At 65.9% G+C, this 18593-nt stretch carries 17 protein-coding genes; 8 read left to right on the top strand and 9 right to left on the bottom strand.

Features of this window, described 5'->3' with window-relative positions:
- Window position 1 precedes the first annotated feature (1 nt).
- The 4 genes from SMD10_RS09970 (at window position 2) to SMD10_RS09955 (ending at window position 5138) form a co-directional block, all read left to right on the top strand.
- Window positions 2–835: a carbohydrate ABC transporter permease gene (locus SMD10_RS09970; protein WP_331685535.1), complete on the top strand. Its 834-nt coding sequence runs from the start codon at window positions 2–4 to the stop codon at window positions 833–835.
- Between the two features lie 3 nt (window positions 836–838).
- A complete protein-coding gene (locus SMD10_RS09965) occupies window positions 839–2974 on the top strand; it encodes an ADP-ribosylglycohydrolase family protein (protein WP_331685534.1) in 2136 nt (711 codons plus the stop codon).
- A gap of 10 nt (window positions 2975–2984) precedes the next feature.
- Window positions 2985–4064, top strand: a complete 1080-nt coding sequence (locus SMD10_RS09960) for an ABC transporter ATP-binding protein (RefSeq protein ID WP_331685533.1) — start codon at window positions 2985–2987, stop codon at window positions 4062–4064.
- A gap of 84 nt (window positions 4065–4148) precedes the next feature.
- Window positions 4149–5138, top strand: coding sequence for a LacI family DNA-binding transcriptional regulator (locus tag SMD10_RS09955; RefSeq protein ID WP_331685532.1), 990 nt, complete (start codon window positions 4149–4151; stop codon window positions 5136–5138).
- Window positions 5139–5142: 4 nt separating this feature from the next.
- On the opposite strand, the gene SMD10_RS09950 is transcribed toward SMD10_RS09955, so the two are convergent.
- From SMD10_RS09950 to SMD10_RS09910, 9 genes are all read right to left on the bottom strand, one after another.
- A complete protein-coding gene (locus SMD10_RS09950; protein ID WP_331685531.1) occupies window positions 5143–6060 on the bottom strand; it encodes a nucleoside phosphorylase in 918 nt (305 codons plus the stop codon).
- A complete protein-coding gene (locus SMD10_RS09945) occupies window positions 6050–8146 on the bottom strand; it encodes an ADP-ribosylglycohydrolase family protein (RefSeq protein WP_331685530.1) in 2097 nt (698 codons plus the stop codon). Before SMD10_RS09945 ends, SMD10_RS09950 begins: the two co-directional genes overlap by 11 nt.
- Before the next feature lie 2 nt (window positions 8147–8148).
- Window positions 8149–9096, bottom strand: coding sequence for a nucleoside hydrolase (locus SMD10_RS09940; protein WP_331685529.1), 948 nt, complete (start codon window positions 9094–9096; stop codon window positions 8149–8151).
- A complete protein-coding gene (locus tag SMD10_RS09935) occupies window positions 9096–9980 on the bottom strand; it encodes a carbohydrate kinase family protein (protein ID WP_331685528.1) in 885 nt (294 codons plus the stop codon). Before SMD10_RS09935 ends, SMD10_RS09940 begins: the two co-directional genes overlap by 1 nt.
- Before the next feature lie 28 nt (window positions 9981–10008).
- Window positions 10009–10416 carry a secondary thiamine-phosphate synthase enzyme YjbQ gene (locus SMD10_RS09930; RefSeq protein ID WP_331685527.1) on the bottom strand — a complete coding sequence of 136 codons (408 nt, stop codon included), beginning with the start codon at window positions 10414–10416 and terminating at the stop codon, window positions 10009–10011.
- Window positions 10413–11534, bottom strand: coding sequence for an SIS domain-containing protein (locus SMD10_RS09925; RefSeq protein WP_331685526.1), 1122 nt, complete (start codon window positions 11532–11534; stop codon window positions 10413–10415). Before SMD10_RS09925 ends, SMD10_RS09930 begins: the two co-directional genes overlap by 4 nt.
- Window positions 11535–11617: 83 nt before the next feature.
- Window positions 11618–12934, bottom strand: coding sequence for an ABC transporter substrate-binding protein (locus SMD10_RS09920; RefSeq protein ID WP_331685525.1), 1317 nt, complete (start codon window positions 12932–12934; stop codon window positions 11618–11620).
- Window positions 12935–13082: 148 nt separating this feature from the next.
- On the bottom strand, window positions 13083–13868 hold the full coding sequence (locus tag SMD10_RS09915; RefSeq protein ID WP_331685524.1) for a creatininase family protein: 786 nt from the start codon (window positions 13866–13868) through the stop codon (window positions 13083–13085).
- Between the two features lie 54 nt (window positions 13869–13922).
- Window positions 13923–14339, bottom strand: coding sequence for a RidA family protein (locus SMD10_RS09910; protein WP_331685600.1), 417 nt, complete (start codon window positions 14337–14339; stop codon window positions 13923–13925).
- A gap of 157 nt (window positions 14340–14496) precedes the next feature.
- Here SMD10_RS09910 and SMD10_RS09905 point away from each other — a divergent pair, with 157 nt between their 5' ends.
- The 4 genes from SMD10_RS09905 to SMD10_RS09890 are packed head-to-tail and all read left to right on the top strand — an operon-like array spanning window position 14497 to window position 18584.
- Complete coding sequence (locus SMD10_RS09905; RefSeq protein ID WP_331685523.1) at window positions 14497–15510, top strand: ABC transporter substrate-binding protein; 1014 nt, start codon at window positions 14497–14499, stop codon at window positions 15508–15510.
- Between the two features lie 19 nt (window positions 15511–15529).
- Window positions 15530–16369, top strand: coding sequence for an ABC transporter ATP-binding protein (locus tag SMD10_RS09900; RefSeq protein WP_432757218.1), 840 nt, complete (start codon window positions 15530–15532; stop codon window positions 16367–16369).
- Entirely contained in the window at window positions 16366–17253 is an 888-nt protein-coding gene (locus SMD10_RS09895) for an ABC transporter permease (protein WP_331685522.1), read from the top strand. Before SMD10_RS09900 ends, SMD10_RS09895 begins: the two co-directional genes overlap by 4 nt.
- Before the next feature lie 14 nt (window positions 17254–17267).
- Window positions 17268–18584 carry a cytosine deaminase gene (locus SMD10_RS09890; protein ID WP_331685521.1) on the top strand — a complete coding sequence of 439 codons (1317 nt, stop codon included), beginning with the start codon at window positions 17268–17270 and terminating at the stop codon, window positions 18582–18584.
- Window positions 18585–18593: the final 9 nt, after the last annotated feature.

The following is an 18593-nucleotide window of genomic DNA, read 5'->3' as shown; positions in this document are numbered from 1 at the left end:
CATGAGCGCCGCCACGAGACCCCTGTCGCGATCGCTCGCCAACCTTTTCCTGGCCGGTGGCGTCGTCGTCGCGCTCTTGCCCCTGCTGCTGGTGGCGGTGAACACCTTCAAGTCGCATCCTCAGATCGTCGCCAACCCGCTGAGCCTGCCGACCGGCATCGACTTTTCGAACTTCGCGCGCGCCTGGAAGGGCGGGCATTTCTCGACCGGGCTCGTCAACAGCCTGCTGATCACCGGCTCGACGGTGGTGCTGACCCTGTCCTGCGCCTCGCTCGCGGCGTTTTCGCTGGCGCGGCGAGAAATCCGCTACTGGCAGCTCGTGACCATCTACTTTCTCTGCGCGACGACGGTGCCGATCCAGCTGTTCCTGTTTCCGCTCTATTTCGTCTATGCCAAGCTCGGCATGGTCGGAAACTTCTTCGCGACCTCGCTGATCCTGGCGGCGATCAACCTGCCGATCTCGATCTTCCTGCTGCGGGCCTACGTCGTGTCGATCCCCAAGGAAATCGATGCCGCCGCCTTCATGGACGGTGCGACGCCGCTTCAGACGTTCTGGCACATCATCCTGCCCCTGATGCGTCCCGGCCTGGTAACGGTTTCGATCGTCGTCTTCCTGAACGCCTGGAACGAGTTCCTGATCACCTCGACCTTCCAGAAGGGCCGCGACAACGTCACCATGACGCTCGGCTATCTGTCGATGAACGGCACCTATGCCACGGACCAGGGCGCGATGATGGCCGGCGCCTTCATCCTCGTGGCGCCGATCATCGTCTTCTTCATCCTCATCCAACGCTTCTTCGTTGCCGGCATGGTCGGCGGCGCGGTCAAGGGATAGCCGATGTCCGCTTCCGGCCTCTCGCCCGAGGATCTCGCCCACAAGACCTATGCCGGCGTTCTCGGCAAGCTGATCGGCGTCTATCTCGGGCGCGCCGTCGAGGGCTGGCGCCACGAGGACATCGAAGCGACCTTCGGCGAGGTCGAGGACTACGTCCACCACCGCGTCGGCTGGCCGCTGATCGTGCCGGACGACGACATCTCCGGCACTTTTCTGTTCTATCGCGCGCTGGAGGATAACGGCTTTCCGCCCGACATCGCGCCGGCGACGATCGGCGACACGTGGCTCAACTACATCGTCGAAGACCGCACCGTCCTGTGGTGGGGCGGCCTCGGCCGCTCGACAGAGCACACCGCCTATCTGCGCCTCAAGGACGGCATCAAGGCGCCGCTGAGCGGGTCGGTCGAGCTGAACGGCCAGGGCATGGCCGAACAGATCGGCGCCGAGATCTTCATCGACACCTGGGCGCTCGCCAATCCGGGCGATCCGGAGCGGGCCGCGGCCATGGCCCGGGCGGCCGCCTCCGTCAGCCACGGCGGGGTCGCGGTCGAGGCGGCCTGCCTGCTCGCCGCGATGCAGGCCGCCGCCTTCACCGAGCGCGACATTTCGGCGCTCCTCGACCTCGGGCTCGGCTTCTGCCGTTCGGCGGAACTGGCCGGCGTGATCGAAGCGGTGCGCAAGGAGTGTCAGACATCGGCCGACGACTGGCGCGCCGTGCGCCATTGGCTCGAAATCAATCACGGATACGAGCGCTATCCGGGCAACTGCCCGATGGTGCCCAATCATGCGCTGCTGATCGCCGCCTTTCTGCTCGGTGGCGACGACTTCCAGAAGGGTCTCTCGATCGCCGTCTCCTCGGGCTGGGACACCGACTGCAATGCCGGCAATCTCGGCGCGCTGAACGGCATCCGCCTCGGGCTGGCCGGCCTGGAGACCGGCCCCGACTTCCGCGGCCCCGTCGCTGACCGGCTCTACGTCGTCGGTGCGGACGGCGGCGAGTGCCTGAGCGATGCGGCGATCGAGACCCGCCGAGCACTGCGGGCGAGCGCAGCCTTGCAAGGCCGCGACTACGCTCCGCCCGCCAGCCGCTTCGCCTTCGAATTTCCAGGATCGGTCCAGGGCTTCGAGCCCTGCCCGCATCACGCCGGCCGCCAGGCGGCCATACGCGTCTCGAATGCCAACCAGACAGGCCGCGGCAACGGTCTCTGCATCGGCGTCGAAGCGCTCGCGAAGGGCGTCACCGGGACCGTGTCGGTGCCGACCTTCATCGATCCCAAGCCTAGCGGCGCCGAGGACACCAGCTATTTCGAGGTGATCGCAAGCCCCTCGCTCTATGGCACGCAGACGGTGATCGCCGAGGTCGAGGGCCTGGCCGACGCCAATCCCTTGCTCCGCTTCTACGTGCTCTATTTCGACGAGACGGAACGGCTGGCGCGCGCGGCGGGCGAGCCCTTCGTTCTTGCCAGGGGCTCCAACAGGCTCGTCTGGGATGTCCCCGATCTCGGCGGCCATCCGATCCATCGTCTCGGCATCGAACTCATGGCCGACCGCCGGTTGTCCGGCGAGGTCGTGCTGCGCACTCTCGACTGGAGCGGCGCTCCCAGAGACCTCGCCTTCGGCACGGCGCGCGAACTGACGCCCGGCCTGACGCCGTGGGACACGGCGACGTTCTGGACCCGCTCCTTCGTCAGCTCGGCCAGGCACTATGCGACCGACATCTACAACACCTTCACCCTCTCCCATCCCGGCAAGGAGGGCGTGATCACCACCGGCACGCGCGACTGGACCGACTATTCCGTCGGCTCCGAACTCGTGCTCGAACTGCACGAGTGTGCCGGCCTCGTCGCGCGCGCGCGCGGCCATCGGCGCTACTATGCCGGCGTGGTGAAGGACGGCGAGGCGCTGATCATCCACCGTCATGACGATGCGCTGCGCGTCCTGGCGCGCACGCCCTATCGCTTCGAGCCGAATGCCCGCAAGCCGTTCGAGCTGACGGTGAAGGCGACACGAATCGACTTTGCCATTGACGGCGCCATCCTGGTGAGCGCCGTCGATGATACTCTTCCCAGCGGCGGCGCCGGCTTCCTGATCGAAGGCGGCACGGTGCCGGCCCGCGGCTTTTTCGTCCGGCGCCGATGAAGGAAGGCTGATGTCGACGCTCGCTCTGAAGAAACTCGTCAAGTCGTTCGGTCCGACCGAGGTGATCAAGTCCATCGACCTGGAGGTCGACCACGGCGATTTCGTCGTCTTCGTCGGCCCGTCCGGCTGCGGCAAGTCCACGCTTCTGCGGATGATCGCCGGGCTCGAGGCGCCGACCGACGGCGCGATCGAGATCGACGGCCGAGACGTCACCGGCATGCTGCCGCCGGACCGCGGCGTCGCCATGGTGTTTCAGTCCTACGCTCTCTATCCGCACATGACGGTGGAGGAAAACATCGGCTTCGGCCTCAAGATCCAGCACATGCCGAGGGAGAAACGGCGCGAGAAAGTGCTGGAGGCGGCCCGCATCCTGCAGCTGGAACACCTGCTGCGCCGCAAGCCGAAAGCACTGTCCGGCGGCCAGCGCCAGCGCGTCGCCATCGGTCGCGCCATCGTCAAGAGCCCGCGCATCTTCCTGTTCGACGAGCCGCTGTCCAATCTCGATGCCGAGTTAAGGGTGCAGATGCGCCTGGAGATCGCCCGGCTGCACCAGGATCTCGGTGCAACCATGATCTACGTGACGCACGACCAGGTCGAGGCGATGACGCTCGCCGACAAGATCGTGGTCCTGCGCGACGGCCGGCTGGAACAGGCCGGCCCGCCGGTCGAGCTTTACGCCAACCCCGACAATCTTTTCGTGGCGGGCTTCATTGGGTCCCCCAAGATGAATTTCGTGGAGGCTACGGTGGACGCGATCATCGACGGCATCGCACGTTTGAGCGCGCCAAGCTTCGGACCGCACCCGCTCACGGCGCGTCTTCGCGGCACCGACGCCCGCGCGGGGCAGCAGGTCATGGTCGGTTTTCGGCCCGAATGCAGCACCGTGAACCAGGAGGCGGGCAGTCCGGGCATCGTCAAAGTGGTGGAACAGCTTGGAAACCTGTCCTACCTGTATATTACAATGCAGAGCGGCGCCGAGGTGACGGTCGAGCAGCCACGGCTTACCGAGGTCCGCCCCGGTCAGCCCGTCGGCGTCGCGCTCGAGAATGATCAGCTCTTGGTGTTCGCGAAGGAGGGACAGCGCCTCTAATCGCGATGGGCACACTTGAATGCCACCGCTTAAGAGGCGCCGAAAGCGCTTATGTCGGAGCAATCGAAGCCACCGAAAAAACCCGTGACCCTGAAGGACGTTGCCCGGGAGGCCAACGTTTCCGTGGCCGCGGCCTCCTATGCGATGCGCGACAGCGGCACGGTCAGCCGCGAGATGCGCGAGCACGTCCGCGAGGTGGCCGCGCGGCTCGGCTACCGGCCGAACCGGTCGGCCCAGGCCGTCCGCATGGGCCGCAACACCACGCTCGGCCTGCTGCTGCCGGATCTGCGCAATCCCTATTTTCCCGCCTTGGCCCAGTCGCTCGAACACGAAGCCCGCAGGGCCGGCTACACCGTCATGCTGATCGACACGTCCGGCGCCGCCGAAAGCGAGATCGACGGTATGCGCCATCTGGAAAATCAGGGGGTCGCCGGCGCCATCTGGTGCCGCACTTCGAACGCCGAGCATCTCGAGGCGCTTCCCCACTTTGCCATGCCCGTTGCGGTGATCGGCACCCCTGACGCCGGCTACGACAATGTGACGACCCGCGACCTCGAAGGCGGGCGGCAGCTCGCGCGCCATCTGATCGACCACGGCCATCGATCGCTTGGCCTGATCACCAGCGCCGACATCATGGAAGGCAAGGACGATCGCAAGATCGGCTTCCTCGCCGAAGCCGAGGGCAAGGCGAAGATCGGCTGGCAGGTGCAGACGTCCTATGCCGTGCACCTGCCTCAGTACGTTTTCGAGAAGCTCAAGGAGCGTTCGGTCACGGCGGTGATGTGCGGCAACGACATGATCGCCATCGGCGTCCTGCGGGCTGCCCACGAACTTGGCTTACGGGTTCCCGACGACCTGTCGGTGGTCGGCTTCGACGACATCTCCTGGGCATCGATCGTCGTGCCGGCGCTGACCACGGTGCGCCAGCCCGTCGACCAGATGGCCGCGTCCGCGATGACGCTGCTGCTCAACCGCCTTGCCGAGCCGGAGCGCAGGATCCGGCACTACAAGGTGGACGTCCGGCTGATCTCACGCCAGAGCGTGGCCACCATCCCGGCGGCCGCGGCGAACTGACGGATTACAGCCCGAGGCTCGGAAGCCAGTAACGCTTGCCGGCCGCGATGCGCTTCTTGTCCATCCGGTCGAGCAGCGCGCAGCCCTTCAGCGCGATGTCGATGGCGTTGGCATGGCCGGCGCCGTGACTGAAGCTCTGGCCGGTCACCACATTGTCGGCCACCGAGCACACCGAGCCGCCCCGAAAACCGAATAGCGAGGCGAGCGTCACCACGGCCGCCGACTCGCGATCGCCGTTGAGCACGCCGGCGCGGTTGTAGGTACCGAGCAGCTCGATGTTCCAGGGCTGCATATAGCCGCCCACGCCCGGCCGCCCGGCGCCGACGAAATCGCTGTCGATCGACAGCGTGGTGCCGACGTGATAGCGCGCGCCGCTTTCGTCGGCCGCTTGAGCCATCGCCGCGACGACCTCGAAATGCGACGTCGCGGGATAGGCCCGGTCGATATAGGCGCGCGTCATGCCCTCCTCGCGCACCACACCGCTGGAGACCACGATGTCGCCGGGCTTCACATCGGTGCCGAGGCCGCCGGAGCCTCCGACCCTGAGGTAAGTGTGCGCCTTGGTGAACTCCATGAAGTCGTAAAGCAGAAGCTCGGCTTCCGACGATCCGCTGCCGCCGCTGACGATGGTGATGCGCGCGCCCTCGAAGCTGCCGGTATAGCTGGTGAACATACCGGACTGGCCGGCCAGTTCCACGTCGTCCATCAACTTCGAGATATGTTCGGCCGGATCGCCCTGATAATCGATCAACGGATCGCGCACCGTCACCAGCACGAAATCGCCGACCTTGTCGGGGTCGATCCGTGTCATGGCCGGCCTGCCGCCGACGCTCAAGCCGCGCTTCGGCACATTGTCCCAGAGCGCATAGCGCGCGTGGATCTCGTCGATGGCTCGCCTTCCGGCGACGTCGTCACGCGGCATCGGCCGTGGTCCTCTCTTGTTGTGCGTTCTTCAGTCCGGTGACGATGAAGCCGTCGGCGACCACCGTGCCGCGATGGACCACGATCCCCGCGGCACCGGATTCCAGCGCCGCGTCCCGGGTCTGCAGCCGATGTGCGCCGTCGATCTCGAAGGTGATGCGGTCGCCCTCGGCCGACAGCTTCAGTCGGCGCTTGCCGGCCGCCTCGCCGCCCACGACCATCGAGGCCAAAACATCGACGGTATCGTCGAAGCGCCTGACGATTTCGGCGCGGTCGCCGCGCAGGATGCCGCAATAATAGCGCCGGTGGCCGCGCGAGCGCACCACCAGGCCGCCGCCATCGTGGATGGAATAGTCGAGCGTGCTTTCGACCGAATAGTCGTCCCAGTCACGGCTGCCGAGCGTGGCGATGCCGTTTTCCTCCGGGTGGGAGATGCAGATCGTGTCGTTGAAGTCCGGCGCCAGATGCCGGGCCGAGCTGACCCACGCTCGCGTCCAGAACGGCGTCAGGTTCCAGATCGATTGCACCAGCATGCCCTCGATGCGCATCTCGGCCGGCGCCCCGCCCCAGTCGACGGAGACGAGCGTCACCGTCCCGTCGAAGCGTGTGTCGCAGCGCAATTCGATGCCGAGGCGATAGAGCGGCATGCCGTTCGTATGCGGCACGGTCCAGGCAAGCTCGCTTCCGGCAGACCATTCGCCTTCGAGGCGGCGGATCTCGTCGCTGGCATCGTAATAGAGTGCATAGAGCCGCGCCTCGACGCGCTCGTCCTTTTCGAGGCGCGCCGTCACCCTCTGGCCGGAATAGAGCGTCGGGCTCGCCACCATGGCAAAGCTCGACGACGCCGCGAACGGCTCCACGAAAACCGGCGTCGAAACCGATCCGGTGACGCCGAGCGAGAGCCCCTTCAGCTGCAGCGTCAAGCCCTTCCCCTCGCCGCCCCAGTCGATCACCGCCTGGCGGCCGGGGTGATGGGCACAGGGCGAAAAGCCCTGCGTCGAACCGGGAAAATCGAAGCCGTATTTGGGGCCCCCATCCGGCGCCGGCTCGCCTCTTGTGGCGCAGGCAGCCTTGACGATGGCGCGGGTCTCCCGCACGGCATCGGTGATCGCGGCCGCCCCGTCGGACGAGACCACGTACATGAAGTCCGACACCGGTCGCCGGAGATCGGGACCGGCATCGAGCGCCGAAAGCCCCAGGCGCACAGCGTTGAGGCAGCCGACATTGCCGGCGTTGCAGTCGGTGTCCCAACCGGCCGACGTGGCGATGGTCAGCGATCGGGCGAAATCGTCCCCGGCCATCAGGAACGCCATCAGCACGATCAGGTGGTTCGGCACCATGTGGCAGGGCCCGTCATAGTGGGCATAGCCGTGGTTCGCGGCGATCCAGGCACGGACCTCACGCCAGTCACGGGACTTGGCGCAGACGCCGCGCAAGGCTTCGATGACGCGCAGCAGATGCGGATCGGAGACATAGGCGAGGCCCCGGTCGAGCAGCGTCTCCACCCGTCGCTCGGAGAACGCCATCGCCTCCATCGTTGCGAGCAGAACGGCGGCGTCGAGCGCGATGCCGTCGTGGCTGACGGAGGCCGCTGCGCGCACCAGCCGGGAGGCCCGATCCGGATCGTTCGGGCAGGAAAGCGAGAAGGCGTCCATGAAGATCTGCGCGCCGATCTGCGCCGGCAGCCAGGCCCCGTTGACCGCATGGCTGCCGCTTGCCGGCGCCGCGATGCCATTCTTCAGGTTGAGAAAGGCAGTGTGCTCGGTCGAGCGGCCGAGACCGCCCCACCACAGGATGGTCTTCTCCTCGATGATGTAGTTGAGCCAGGTTCGGCCCACCATCTCAGGTGTCAGGCCTTCGGGATAGCCGTTGTCCTCGAGCGCCCGGAAAAAGGCGAAGGTGCCCGAGATGTCATCGTCGGGCAGGACGATCGGCAGCTTCATCCGGTCGTTGACGAAATAGGTGATCTCGCCGTGCGTCTCGATGATGCGCTCGTGGGTCCAGCCCTCCACGGGGCGGCCGTGATAGACGCCGATGATCTTGCCGAGCACGCCGGCATAGATCTTTTCCCGAGTGGCGTAATCCATGGTCAGGCCAGCACCGCGCGCATGATCAGATCGAGAAATCGGCCGTAGTCGGCGCGCGCGGCGACCTGGATCTCCGGCAGGTGCATCCAGCCGTGATGGTGGCGGAAGTCGGCCACCGTCTGGCCGAGCGTCAGTTCGCCCTTGGTCTCGACGCCGACGCGCGCCGGAACGGTCTCGATCAGGCTCGGATCGACGACCGAAGCTATGGCGAGGGAATCGATCAGCACGCAATAGGATTCGAAGCCGCGCCCCTGCACGAAGCGCACCATCCGTTCGACGATCTTGGCCTCGGGCCGCTCCGCCTCGCGCAGCGTGGCGAGCTGCGCCTCGGAAAAGTTGATGTCGAAATGCGTGGCCACGTCCAGCCCGACGGCCGTCACCGGCACGCCGGAGGCGAAGACCAACTGGGCCGCTTCCGGGTCCACGTAGACGTTCCATTCGCTCTGCGGCGTATCGCCTGTCGCGTTGGCGAAGGCATATGTGTTGAGACCGAAGGAGCCGGCGATCGAGACGACCCGGCCGACCAGCGGGACGATCTCGGGCGCCTTCATCAGCGCCATCGCGACGTTGGTGAGCGGCCCGAGCGTCACGATGGTGACGGCGCCGGGGTCCGCCTTCACCACGTCGATGATCTGATCGATGGCGTGCTTTTCGACCGGCTTCAGCTGCGGGGTGGGAAGATGCGTTTCGGCCATGCCGTCGGAGCCGTGCGAAAACGGGTCCTTGGGCAGCGGGCGCGCCAGCGGCTTGCCCATGCCGCGCGCCACCGGCACGTCGACGCGGCCGAGCAGCTCCAGCGTCTTCAGCGCGTTGGCAGTAGTAATATCGACAGGATAGTTGCCAGCCACCGAGGAAATGCCCAGCACCTCCAGCTCCGGCGACTTCAACGCCAGGATGATCGCCAGCGCGTCGTCCATTCCCGGATCCGTATCGATCAGGACCTTGGTCATCAGTGCACCGCTTCCCGAGTGGATTGAAGATCGCGAACCAGATCGCGGGCGACCGCGCGAAACGCCGGGTTGCCGGCCTCCGGGGGGCCGAACTGCCGGATCGCCAGGCTGGCGGCGGCAGTACCCATCGCGGCCGCTTCGCGCGCCGGCAATCCCTGCGCCAGGCCCACCATGGCCGCGCCGCCATAGGCGTTGCCGCCCCCGGTCACGTCGACGGGCGCGACGGGGACGCTTGGAACGAACCCGACGGTATCCGCCTCGATCCAGTAGCTGCCGCGCTCGCCGGCCCGCAGAAAAATGGTCGCCGGCAAGGCGCCGAGCGAGGCCAGCAAGGCGGCCTCGTCCTCGGTCTGAAACAGGGCCGCCGCCTCCTGCCGATTGATCGAGACTGCGTCGATCATGCCGGCGATCCGCTCGATCTCGGGGAGGTTTTCTGGAAGGCAGGCATTGGCCGCGATCTCCCAGAGGGTCGTGACCGGGTTCGCCGCCAACAGGGGAGCGAGTTCCGCCCAGAAGTCAGGATCGGTGTCGCGAAACACATAGAGGCCCCGCGCATCGGCAACGCGCCGCCTGATATCCGCAGCCGTCGGCTCGGTGCGCCTGAAATGCGCGACGCCGTAGACCGGCTCTTCGCTGCGTTCGCCATCCGGAAAGTAGCGCAGGGTGTTGCGCGGCGTGTGCGGATCGGCGATGCGCAGTCCCTCGGTGGAGAGGCCGTTGCGCTCCATCCAGGGACCGTAGGTGATGCAATAATCCTCGCCCGTCCCGATGGTCAGCACCGTATGGTCGCTGAACGGCGCCGCGCCCGACAAGGCATAGAGCCCTGCCCCACCGGGCACGCCGAGCCTCTCGCCGCCGTCGGCAAAGTGGATGTCATCGATCAAAACGGCCCCCGCGACGAGATCGCAGCGCTCAGTCACAACCGCACCGGACGAAGAACTGGCGCTGGCGGGGTCCATCGAACTCGTGGAAGAAGATGCCCTGCGAGTGGCCGAGCAGCAGCGCACCCTCGGTAATGATCAGCGGCAGGCTGACCCCCACCAGCACCGACTTCACATGGCCGGCAGCATCCTGCGGCGTGTCGAACTGGTGCTTGAAGTCGATACGCGTCGGCACCAGCCGGTCGATGTCGTCGTGAATGTCTTCGAGGCCTTTGGCGTCCCAGCGCGAGGTGATCGAAAGCCCGGCCGTCGTATGCGGCACGAAGACGATGCAAAGGCCGTCCTCGACGCCGCTCGCCTTCACCGCCTCGGCGACGGTCTGGGTAATCTCGGTGGCCCCGTTCTCCGACGTTGCGAGCTTGTGGTTGGACAGGGTCATGAAAAGCTCGTCTCGATCCGGCCGCCCTGGACGGTGGCGGCATCCCGGCAGTCCGACCAGGGTCCGGTCGCACCGCGCCCATAGTCGGCGCCGAGCAACTCGCTCAGATGCGCGGTCACGAGCGCCGGCCCGACGCTGGTGAGCAACGGCGAAAATTCCTCGGCGATGGCAGGCTGGACCGGCAAAGCGGCCGCGCCGTCCATCGGGCCGCCCACGACGGTGAAGTTCGCGCGCAGCTTGGCCCAATAGGCGGCCACTTCGTCAACACGGCTCGTCGCGCGGCTCCCTACCGGCAGGATCGCCATCGTCGCGATCTCGGCCGGCGCACCGTCGAAATAGTTGAGGTGAACCCACTCCTCGAGATCGCGGGCGAGAGCGTGGCGGCCGCAAGCTTCGAGGATCTTCGCCGCGCCGTAGTCGGCGACGGCGCGGCTTGGACCGGCGCCGAGGAATTCGATCAAGGCCGCCGCTTGGAGCTTGTCCGCCACTGAGCGGGCCGGCGCATCCGTCGCCTCGGTCACCGCCGCGAGATCGTCCAGATGGCGCTTGAGGTCCATGCGAAGGGCCTGCGCCTGGTCCATCGTCATCTCAGCGCGCACCTCGCCCAGACGGATCGCCAGGAGTTGCAAGGCAAGCAGCGCGAACAGGTAGGCGCCATAGCCCGGCGCGGGAGGAAGCGTCGGCACCGGCGTCACCAGCGTCTTGTCGGCCGCGGCGGCCAGGCGGCTGTCGCGATCCTTGGTCAGAGCCAGCACCAAGGCACCGCGCGCCCGATAGAGCCCCGCCGCCTCGGCGGTGCGCGCGGCACCGCCGGAATTGGACAGCGCGACGACCAAAGTGTTCTCGATGTCGCGCGGCCGCGAGACAGCAGCATGGTAGCGTCCGGCATCGAGCGGCGTGCGGACTTCGACCGGCAGGCCGGCGTGCTTCAAAAACGCGAATTCGGCTGCCGCCGCGGCGAAATAGGAATCGCCGCTGCCGGTCAGCACGATGCGGCGGCTGCGGAAGATCTCCTCGAAGCTCAGAACCAGCCGGACCGCCAATTCCAGCTCGTCGAACGCCGCCTTGAGGGCGGCTGGCGTGGCAAGGATCTGGTCCCGCATGGGATTGCCGGACATGGAGAGCTCCGAAGATATTCAATACGATCGGTCGGCGGGCGTAGCGGCGTCGATCCATGCCACGACACCCGCCGGGCCTTGAGTTACATCGCCGGCTTGGGCAGATCCTGGGTGAGACCCTTGTCCATCTCGTCCTTGTAGGTCTTGGCCGCCTTGGCGAGCATGTCCTCGGCCGTCATGCGACCGAGCCAGACCGACTCGATGTCTTCGAACATCACCTGGTTGGTTGCCGGCGGGAAGAAGGTGCCGATCTTGAAGCCGAAGGTGCCGGCGTCCACCGCCTTGGTCATATCGGCCATGGCTTCGAGATAGGACTTCGTCAGGCCGGTCGTACCGTCGGCCGAGGGGAATTCTTTCAGCGGAATCGACCAGTAGCCCGGCCACACCTTGGCGATCTCGGTCGCGAACTCGGGGCTGAAGATGCGGTCGAGCACCGCGGCCGCGCCGTCCTTGACCTCCGAATTGGCGTTGATCGACAGCGTGAAGGCGACGCCGAGATCATAGATCGGATAGGGCAGGCTCTCGTCCATCTGCGGGATCGGCGCGAAGGCGAAATCGCCGGCCTGATCGCCGGTGAAGTAGTTGGTGGCCCATTGAAAGCCGATCGAGGGGGCGAAGAAGAACGGCGCGCGCTTCTGGCTGACCAGCGAGATCGACTCGTCGAAGTTCAGCGAGAAATAGTCGTCGCCGCCCAGATAGCCGGCCTCGAACCAGCGCTTCGACTCCTCGATGGCCTTGACCATGTCGTCGTCCTGCCAGCCCTTCCCGGTCGACAGAATGTCGTAGAAGCGCTGCGGCCCGACCAGGTTGTTGATGAAGATCGAGGCGTAGTTCTCGTTGACCGGCTGCCAGCCCTTGTTGCCGGTGACCGAGGCATAGAGGCCGTCGGCCTGGGCCGCCTTCATGACGGTCTCGGCTTCATCCAGCGTCTTGGGAACGGCCCAGCCTTTTTCGTCCAGAAGCGCCTTGTTGTAGAACACACCGTCGGAGATCAGCGACGGCGGCATGCAGTAGAGATGGTCGAGCTGCTGGCAGGTGTCGAGCACCGGCTTGAGCAGCCGATCGGCCCAGCCATACTGCTCGGCATAGGCATCGAGCGGCTCTAACACGCCGGCCTGGGCCAGCGGCGCGATGTAGGACGGGCCGGACGTATAGACGAGATCGGGCCCCTCGCCCGCCAGCACCGCGACGCGAACGTCGTTGTCGACGTCGTTCAGGTATTCGATCTCGAGCTGGTACTTGTCCTGGGATTCGTTGAACGGATCGACCAGGGTCTTTTGCAGCGCGTCCTGCAGGTTGGGCGGCGCGCCCCAGAACCAGAGCGACACCTTTTCCTGGGCGAAGGCAGGGGATGCCGTCGCGACCAGCAGGGCGGCCAGAGCGGTTGCGGTTGTCTTCATCGTGACGATCCTCGACAAGTTATCCAACTTTTCCGGCCCGGTTCGCGCAGCACGAAATGCCAACCAAGACGGCTCAACAATGAAACGTTTCATGGCTTTTGATCAAGCCTGAATGCGCAGTGATCCCCATTTTCCTCTCCGGGATCACCTAAAGAGGAATGGATGCACGGCTGACGTCCGTCAGCAAGCGGAGAAAACCAGCGGCCTCGTGCTCGGCGATGAGCCGGCCCTTCTCGGCCGTCGCCTTGGAGGCATCGCCGACCGCGCCTTGGGGATTGAGGTCGCTGGCGATCCAAGCGCGGGCGTGGGTACCGGTGGGCCGCAGGAACTCGAAGGCCGCTTCGTCGTCGGCCGCCGTGGAGCGAAAATTCTCGGCCTTGGCCATATCCACCAGATCGGGCCGGAAGTGGAGCATGAGCGAGGTCTCGACCTCGCCGCCATGGATGCCGTGGCGCTGTTCGAGGGCGGAGATCATGCCTTCGGGATGACCGAATCGAGCCCACGCGGTCTTGACCACCAGCATCTTGGCGCGCACCCGCAGCTCGCGCGCGACGATACCCATCACCTCCTCGTTGCCGCCATGAGAGTTGACGAAGACGAGCTTCTTGACGCCGGCGCGCGCCACCGACAGGCCGAGCTCGGTCCAGGCTTCGATGAGGACGGCCGGCGGCAGGGTCAGGGTGCCCGGCGCGTGCAGATGCTCGTTCGACTTGCCGACCGCCTGGATCGGCAGGATGCGCAGGTCGAGATCGCCCGGCAACATCGCGATCATCGTCTCCAGCATGCCCTGATTGATCATCGTGTCGGTGCCGACCGGCAGATGCGGCCCGTGCTGCTCGATCGCCGCGATCGGCAGCACCGCGATCGTGCGCATCGGATCGATCGACGGGTAGTCGGTCGTCTTGTGCTCGGCCCACCAGACCTTCGATGCCATCGGCCTTCCTCTTTCATCTTGCTGAGTTTCAGCGCATTGCGAGTCGCGCCGGCTCTACGCTTGAAAAACCTGCGCCTCGGCCACCCCGGCGGCCACGACCTCGATCTCGACCACGAATTCCGGCCGGGCAAAGCCCGAGACGATCATCAGGGTCGAGGCCGGATAGGGCTCGGCGAACAGCCGATCGCGCACCGCCATATAGGCCGCGAGATGTTCGCGCCCCGCCACGTAGGCGTTGATCCGCACGACATCGGCCAATCCAAGCCCGGCCTCGGCGAGAATCGCCGCGATATTGGCAAAGCAGAGCTCGGCCTGGCCGGTACAGTCGACGGGGACATCTCCCTCGCGGCCGATCCCGAGTTGTCCGGAGCAGAAGACAAGCTTCTGGCCGGCAGGGATTTCCACACCATGCGAATAGGCCGCGAAGGGCGGCTGGATGGTGGCAGGCGTCAGGCTTTTCACGGCGCGGATCCCCGTCCGAAACTCGCAGCATTATGCTGGGAACGGGACCGGTTCCTAACAAAAAATGCCTTGCAAATGAACATGCCCTAAAAATAGTCTGCGACAGGCGGTCGCAGCAAGCCTCCCCGCGCTGCGCGTTTTGACCCGCCTAAAGGAAGCGAGTGTCATGTCTGTCTGGAAGATCGTCCTCAGCGTTCCCGTTCTGTTGGCCGGCCTCGGTCCGCTTGCCGCCACGGCGCAAGACCTCGACGAGGTCACCTTCGCCACCAACTGGCTCGCCCAGGCCGAGCATGGCGGCTACTATCAGGCGGTGGCCGATGGCACCTACGAGAAGTACGGCCTGAAGGTGACGATTCGCCAGGGCGGGCCGCAGGCCGCCAACCGCAACCTGCTGATGGCCGGCCAAGTCGACTTCTACATGGGCGGCACATTGGGCTCCTTCGACGCCGTCAAGCAAGGCGTGCCGCTGATCACGGTCGCCTCGATCTTCCAGAAGGATCCGCAGATCCTGATGGCGCATCCCGACCAGGGCGTCGAAGAGTTCGCCGATCTTGCGAAGCTGCCGACCATCTTCATGGGCAAGGAAGGCTTCATCACCTACTTCGCCTGGATGAAGGCGAATTACGAAGGCTTCTCCGACGAGCAGTTCAAGCCCTATCAGTTCAATCCCACCCCGTTCATCGCCGATCCGCAGTCGGCTCAGCAGGGCTATCTGACCTCCGAGCCCTACGAAGTGGAGCGCCAGGCCGGCTGGACGCCGAAAGTGTTCCTGATCGCCGACCAGGGCTATTCGCCCTATTCCACCACGATCGAGACGCAGGTTTCGATGGTCGAGGAGAAGCCCGACGTCGTCCAGCGCTTCGTCGATGCCTCGATCATCGGCTGGTACACCTACCTCTACGGTGACAACACGGCGGCCAACGAATTGATCAAGAAGGACAATCCCGAGATGACCGACGGCCAGCTGGCCTACTCGCTGGAAAAGATGAAGGAGTATGGCATCCTGGTCTCGGGCGACGCCGAAGCCAAGGGCATCGGATGCATGACCAACGAGCACTACAAGGACTTCTTCGACAAGATGGTCGAGATCGGCGTCGTCGACGGCGACCTCGACTACAAGAAGGCCTACACGCTCGATTTCGTCTGCAAGGGTGTCGGTATGGACCTCGCCAAGGGCTGATCGCCGGGACGAGATCGCGATGTCCATGTCGATGACCCAACAGCGCGACACGAGTATGGCCGGCTCGACGGCTCACACACGGCCGGTGGTCGCGCTGAAGAACATCTCGAAGCGGTTTTCCAACGATACGCTGGCGCTGTCGCGCATGACGCTCGACGTCGTGCCGGGTGAGTTCGTCAGCCTGCTCGGACCCTCCGGCTGCGGCAAGTCGACGGCGCTACGCATCATCGCCGGGCTGGGGTCGGCCAGCACCGGCACGATCGAATGGCCGACGTCGCGCATCGATAGCCAGGGCAAACCCGAGGCAGAGATCGGCTTCGTCTTCCAGGAGCCGACGCTGATGCCTTGGGCGACGGTGTTCGGCAACGTGCATCTGCCGCTTCGGCTCAAGGGCTTCTCGCGCAAAGGTGCCACCGAGCGCATCATGGCGGCGCTGGAGACCGTCGGGCTGAAGGATTTCGCCAAAGCCTATCCGCGCGAACTGTCGGGCGGCATGAAGATGCGCGTGTCGATCGCCCGCGCGCTCGTCACCCGGCCGAAGCTGCTTCTGATGGACGAGCCCTTCGCCGCGCTCGACGAGATCACCCGGCAGAAGCTCAACAACGACGTCCTGCGGCTTTGGCATGACGCCGATCTCACCGTCGTCTTCGTCACTCATTCGGTCTACGAGGCCGCCTATCTGTCGAGCCGCATCGTCGTCATGGGCGCGCGGCCGGGCCGCGTCGTCTCCGACATCGCGCTCGGCCCCCCATGGCCGCGCGACGGAGATTTCCGCGCGACCGAGGACTATGCGGCGCTCTGCCGACGTGTCTCGAATGCGCTTCAGGGCGCGATCCACGGTGTGAGCCAGGCGGCATGAGCGATCTTCCCGCCACCAGCGCGGTCGCCGCACCGGCCGCCGACGAGCCGGACGCGCTTCTGATCGAGACGCCCGGCGCCGAGGAGCAGCCGAGCGGCCCGCCCGAGCGGCTGCTCAAGATCGCCATCCCTGCCGGCATGCTGCTGCTCAGCCTGGTGATCTGGCAGCTCTATGTCATGGTTTTCGAAGTGCCCACCTACATCCTGCCGAGCCCCGTCGTCGTCGTCACGGCCTTGTGGACCGACTGGGGCACGCTCTATCCGGCGCTCTTGGTCACGCTGAAGATCACCTTCATGGCGTTGGCGCTGGCGCTCGTCGGCGGTGTGGCGCTGGCCGTGCTGCTGGTCCAGTCGCGCTGGATCGAGCTGGCACTCTACCCCTACGCGGTGATCCTGCAGGTGACGCCGATCGTGGCGATCGCACCGTTGATCCTGGTCTATGCCTCGTCGACTCAAGTGGCGCTGCTGATCTGCGCGTTTCTCGTCGCCTTCTTCCCGATCCTGTCGAACATGGTGCAGGGGCTGAAGAGCGTCGACCACAATCTGCTCAACCTGTTCGAGCTCTACGGCGCCTCGCGCTGGCAGACGCTGGTCCAGCTCAAGCTGCCGGCCGCCCTTCCCTATTTCATGGCGGGCCTGAAGATCGGCGGCGGCCTCGCGTTGATCGCGGCGGTCGTCGCCGAATTTGCGGCAGGTTCCGCCGGGGCCGGCTCGGGCCTCGCCTTCCGTCTGCTGGAGGCGCAGTACCGGCTCAATATTCCGCGCCTCTTCGCCGCCCTCGTGCTTCTATCGCTGACCGGCGTCGCAATCTTCGGCGTCACTTCGCTGATCTCGTGGCTGGCGCTACGCCGCTGGCACGAAAGCGCGCTGAAGCGCGAGAACTGAGCTTGGCAGGGGCGATGACGAAGGACTTTCCGAAGGACAATGCGGTCCTCCTCACGAATGTGACCCTGCCGGAGGCTGCCGGCCCCGGCAGCGGCGGTGGAACAGCCCGAGTCGATATCGCGATCAAGGATGGAAGGATCGACGCGATCACGGTCGCGGGCAGTTCTCCCCCCTTCGAAGGCATGACCGTCTACGACTGCGACGGCGGTCTCGTCCTGCCCGCCTTCGTCGATCTGCACACCCATCTCGACAAGGGCCACATCTGGCCCCGCCAGCCAAACCCGGATGGCAGCTTCATGGGCGCGCTCGGAGCCGTGAGCGCCGACCGTATCGCCAACTGGTCGGAGCGCGACGTCGAGCGCCGCATGGATTTCGCCCTGCGCTGCGCCCATGCGCATGGGACGGCGGCGATCCGCACCCATCTCGATTCCGCACCGCCCCAGCATGCGATCTCCTGGCCGGTTTTCGAGGCGATGCGCGAGCGCTGGCGCGGCCGCATCGAGCTGCAGGCGGTGGCGCTGCTCGGCCCCGACCACTTCCTCGACCCCGGCCTCATGGAAACCGTCGCGGCCACCGCCAAGGCGGCCGGGGGACTGCTCGGCGGCGCCGTCTCGGTGTTCGACCGGGCGCAAGACGCACTGCGCGGCGCGATCGAGGCGGCCGGCCGGCATGGCCTCGACCTGGACCTTCATATCGACGAAAGCGAGGACCCGGCCGCGCGCTCGCTGCGTGCGCTGGCTGATCTCATCATCGAAACTGGCTTTAAGGGCCGCGTCACCGCGGGGCACTGCTGCTCGCTGGCGATTCACGACGTGGGGTTTGCTGCCGAGACCATCGAACGCGTCGTTGAAGCGGGCATCTCGGTTGTCTCGCTGCCGATGTGCAATCTCTATCTCCAGGACCGGCACAACGACGGCGCCGTGAGCACGCCGCGCTGGCGTGGGGTCACGCTCGTCAACGAGATGAAGGCGGCCGGCGTGCCCGTAGCGCTGGCCTCCGACAACACGCGCGACCCGTTCTATGCCTATGGCGATCTCGACGCGCTGGAGGTGCTGCGCGAAGCCTCGCGCATCGCCCATTTCGACCACCCCGCCAGCGACGCCTTCGACTGGCTGCGCGCCGTCGGCTCGATCCCGGCGGGGATCGCGGGGTTCGACTATCCCGCGCAAATCCGCGAAGGCTCGACCGCCGATCTTGTGCTGCTCCGGGCGCGCGACTGGACAGAGATGATGGCGCGACCGCAGGCGGACCGCATCGTGCTGCGCGCCGGCCGCCCCATCGACACGACGCCGCCCGATTATCGCGAGCTCGACGATCTGTTTCCGGCCTGACGAAGGACC

Origin of the sequence: Consotaella aegiceratis, from assembly GCF_036541425.1 — a bacterium.
Lineage (GTDB): Bacteria > Pseudomonadota > Alphaproteobacteria > Rhizobiales > Rhizobiaceae > Consotaella > Consotaella aegiceratis.
Note: the sequence above shows the minus strand (reverse complement) of the source record. Positions and strands in the feature narration are given on the sequence as shown.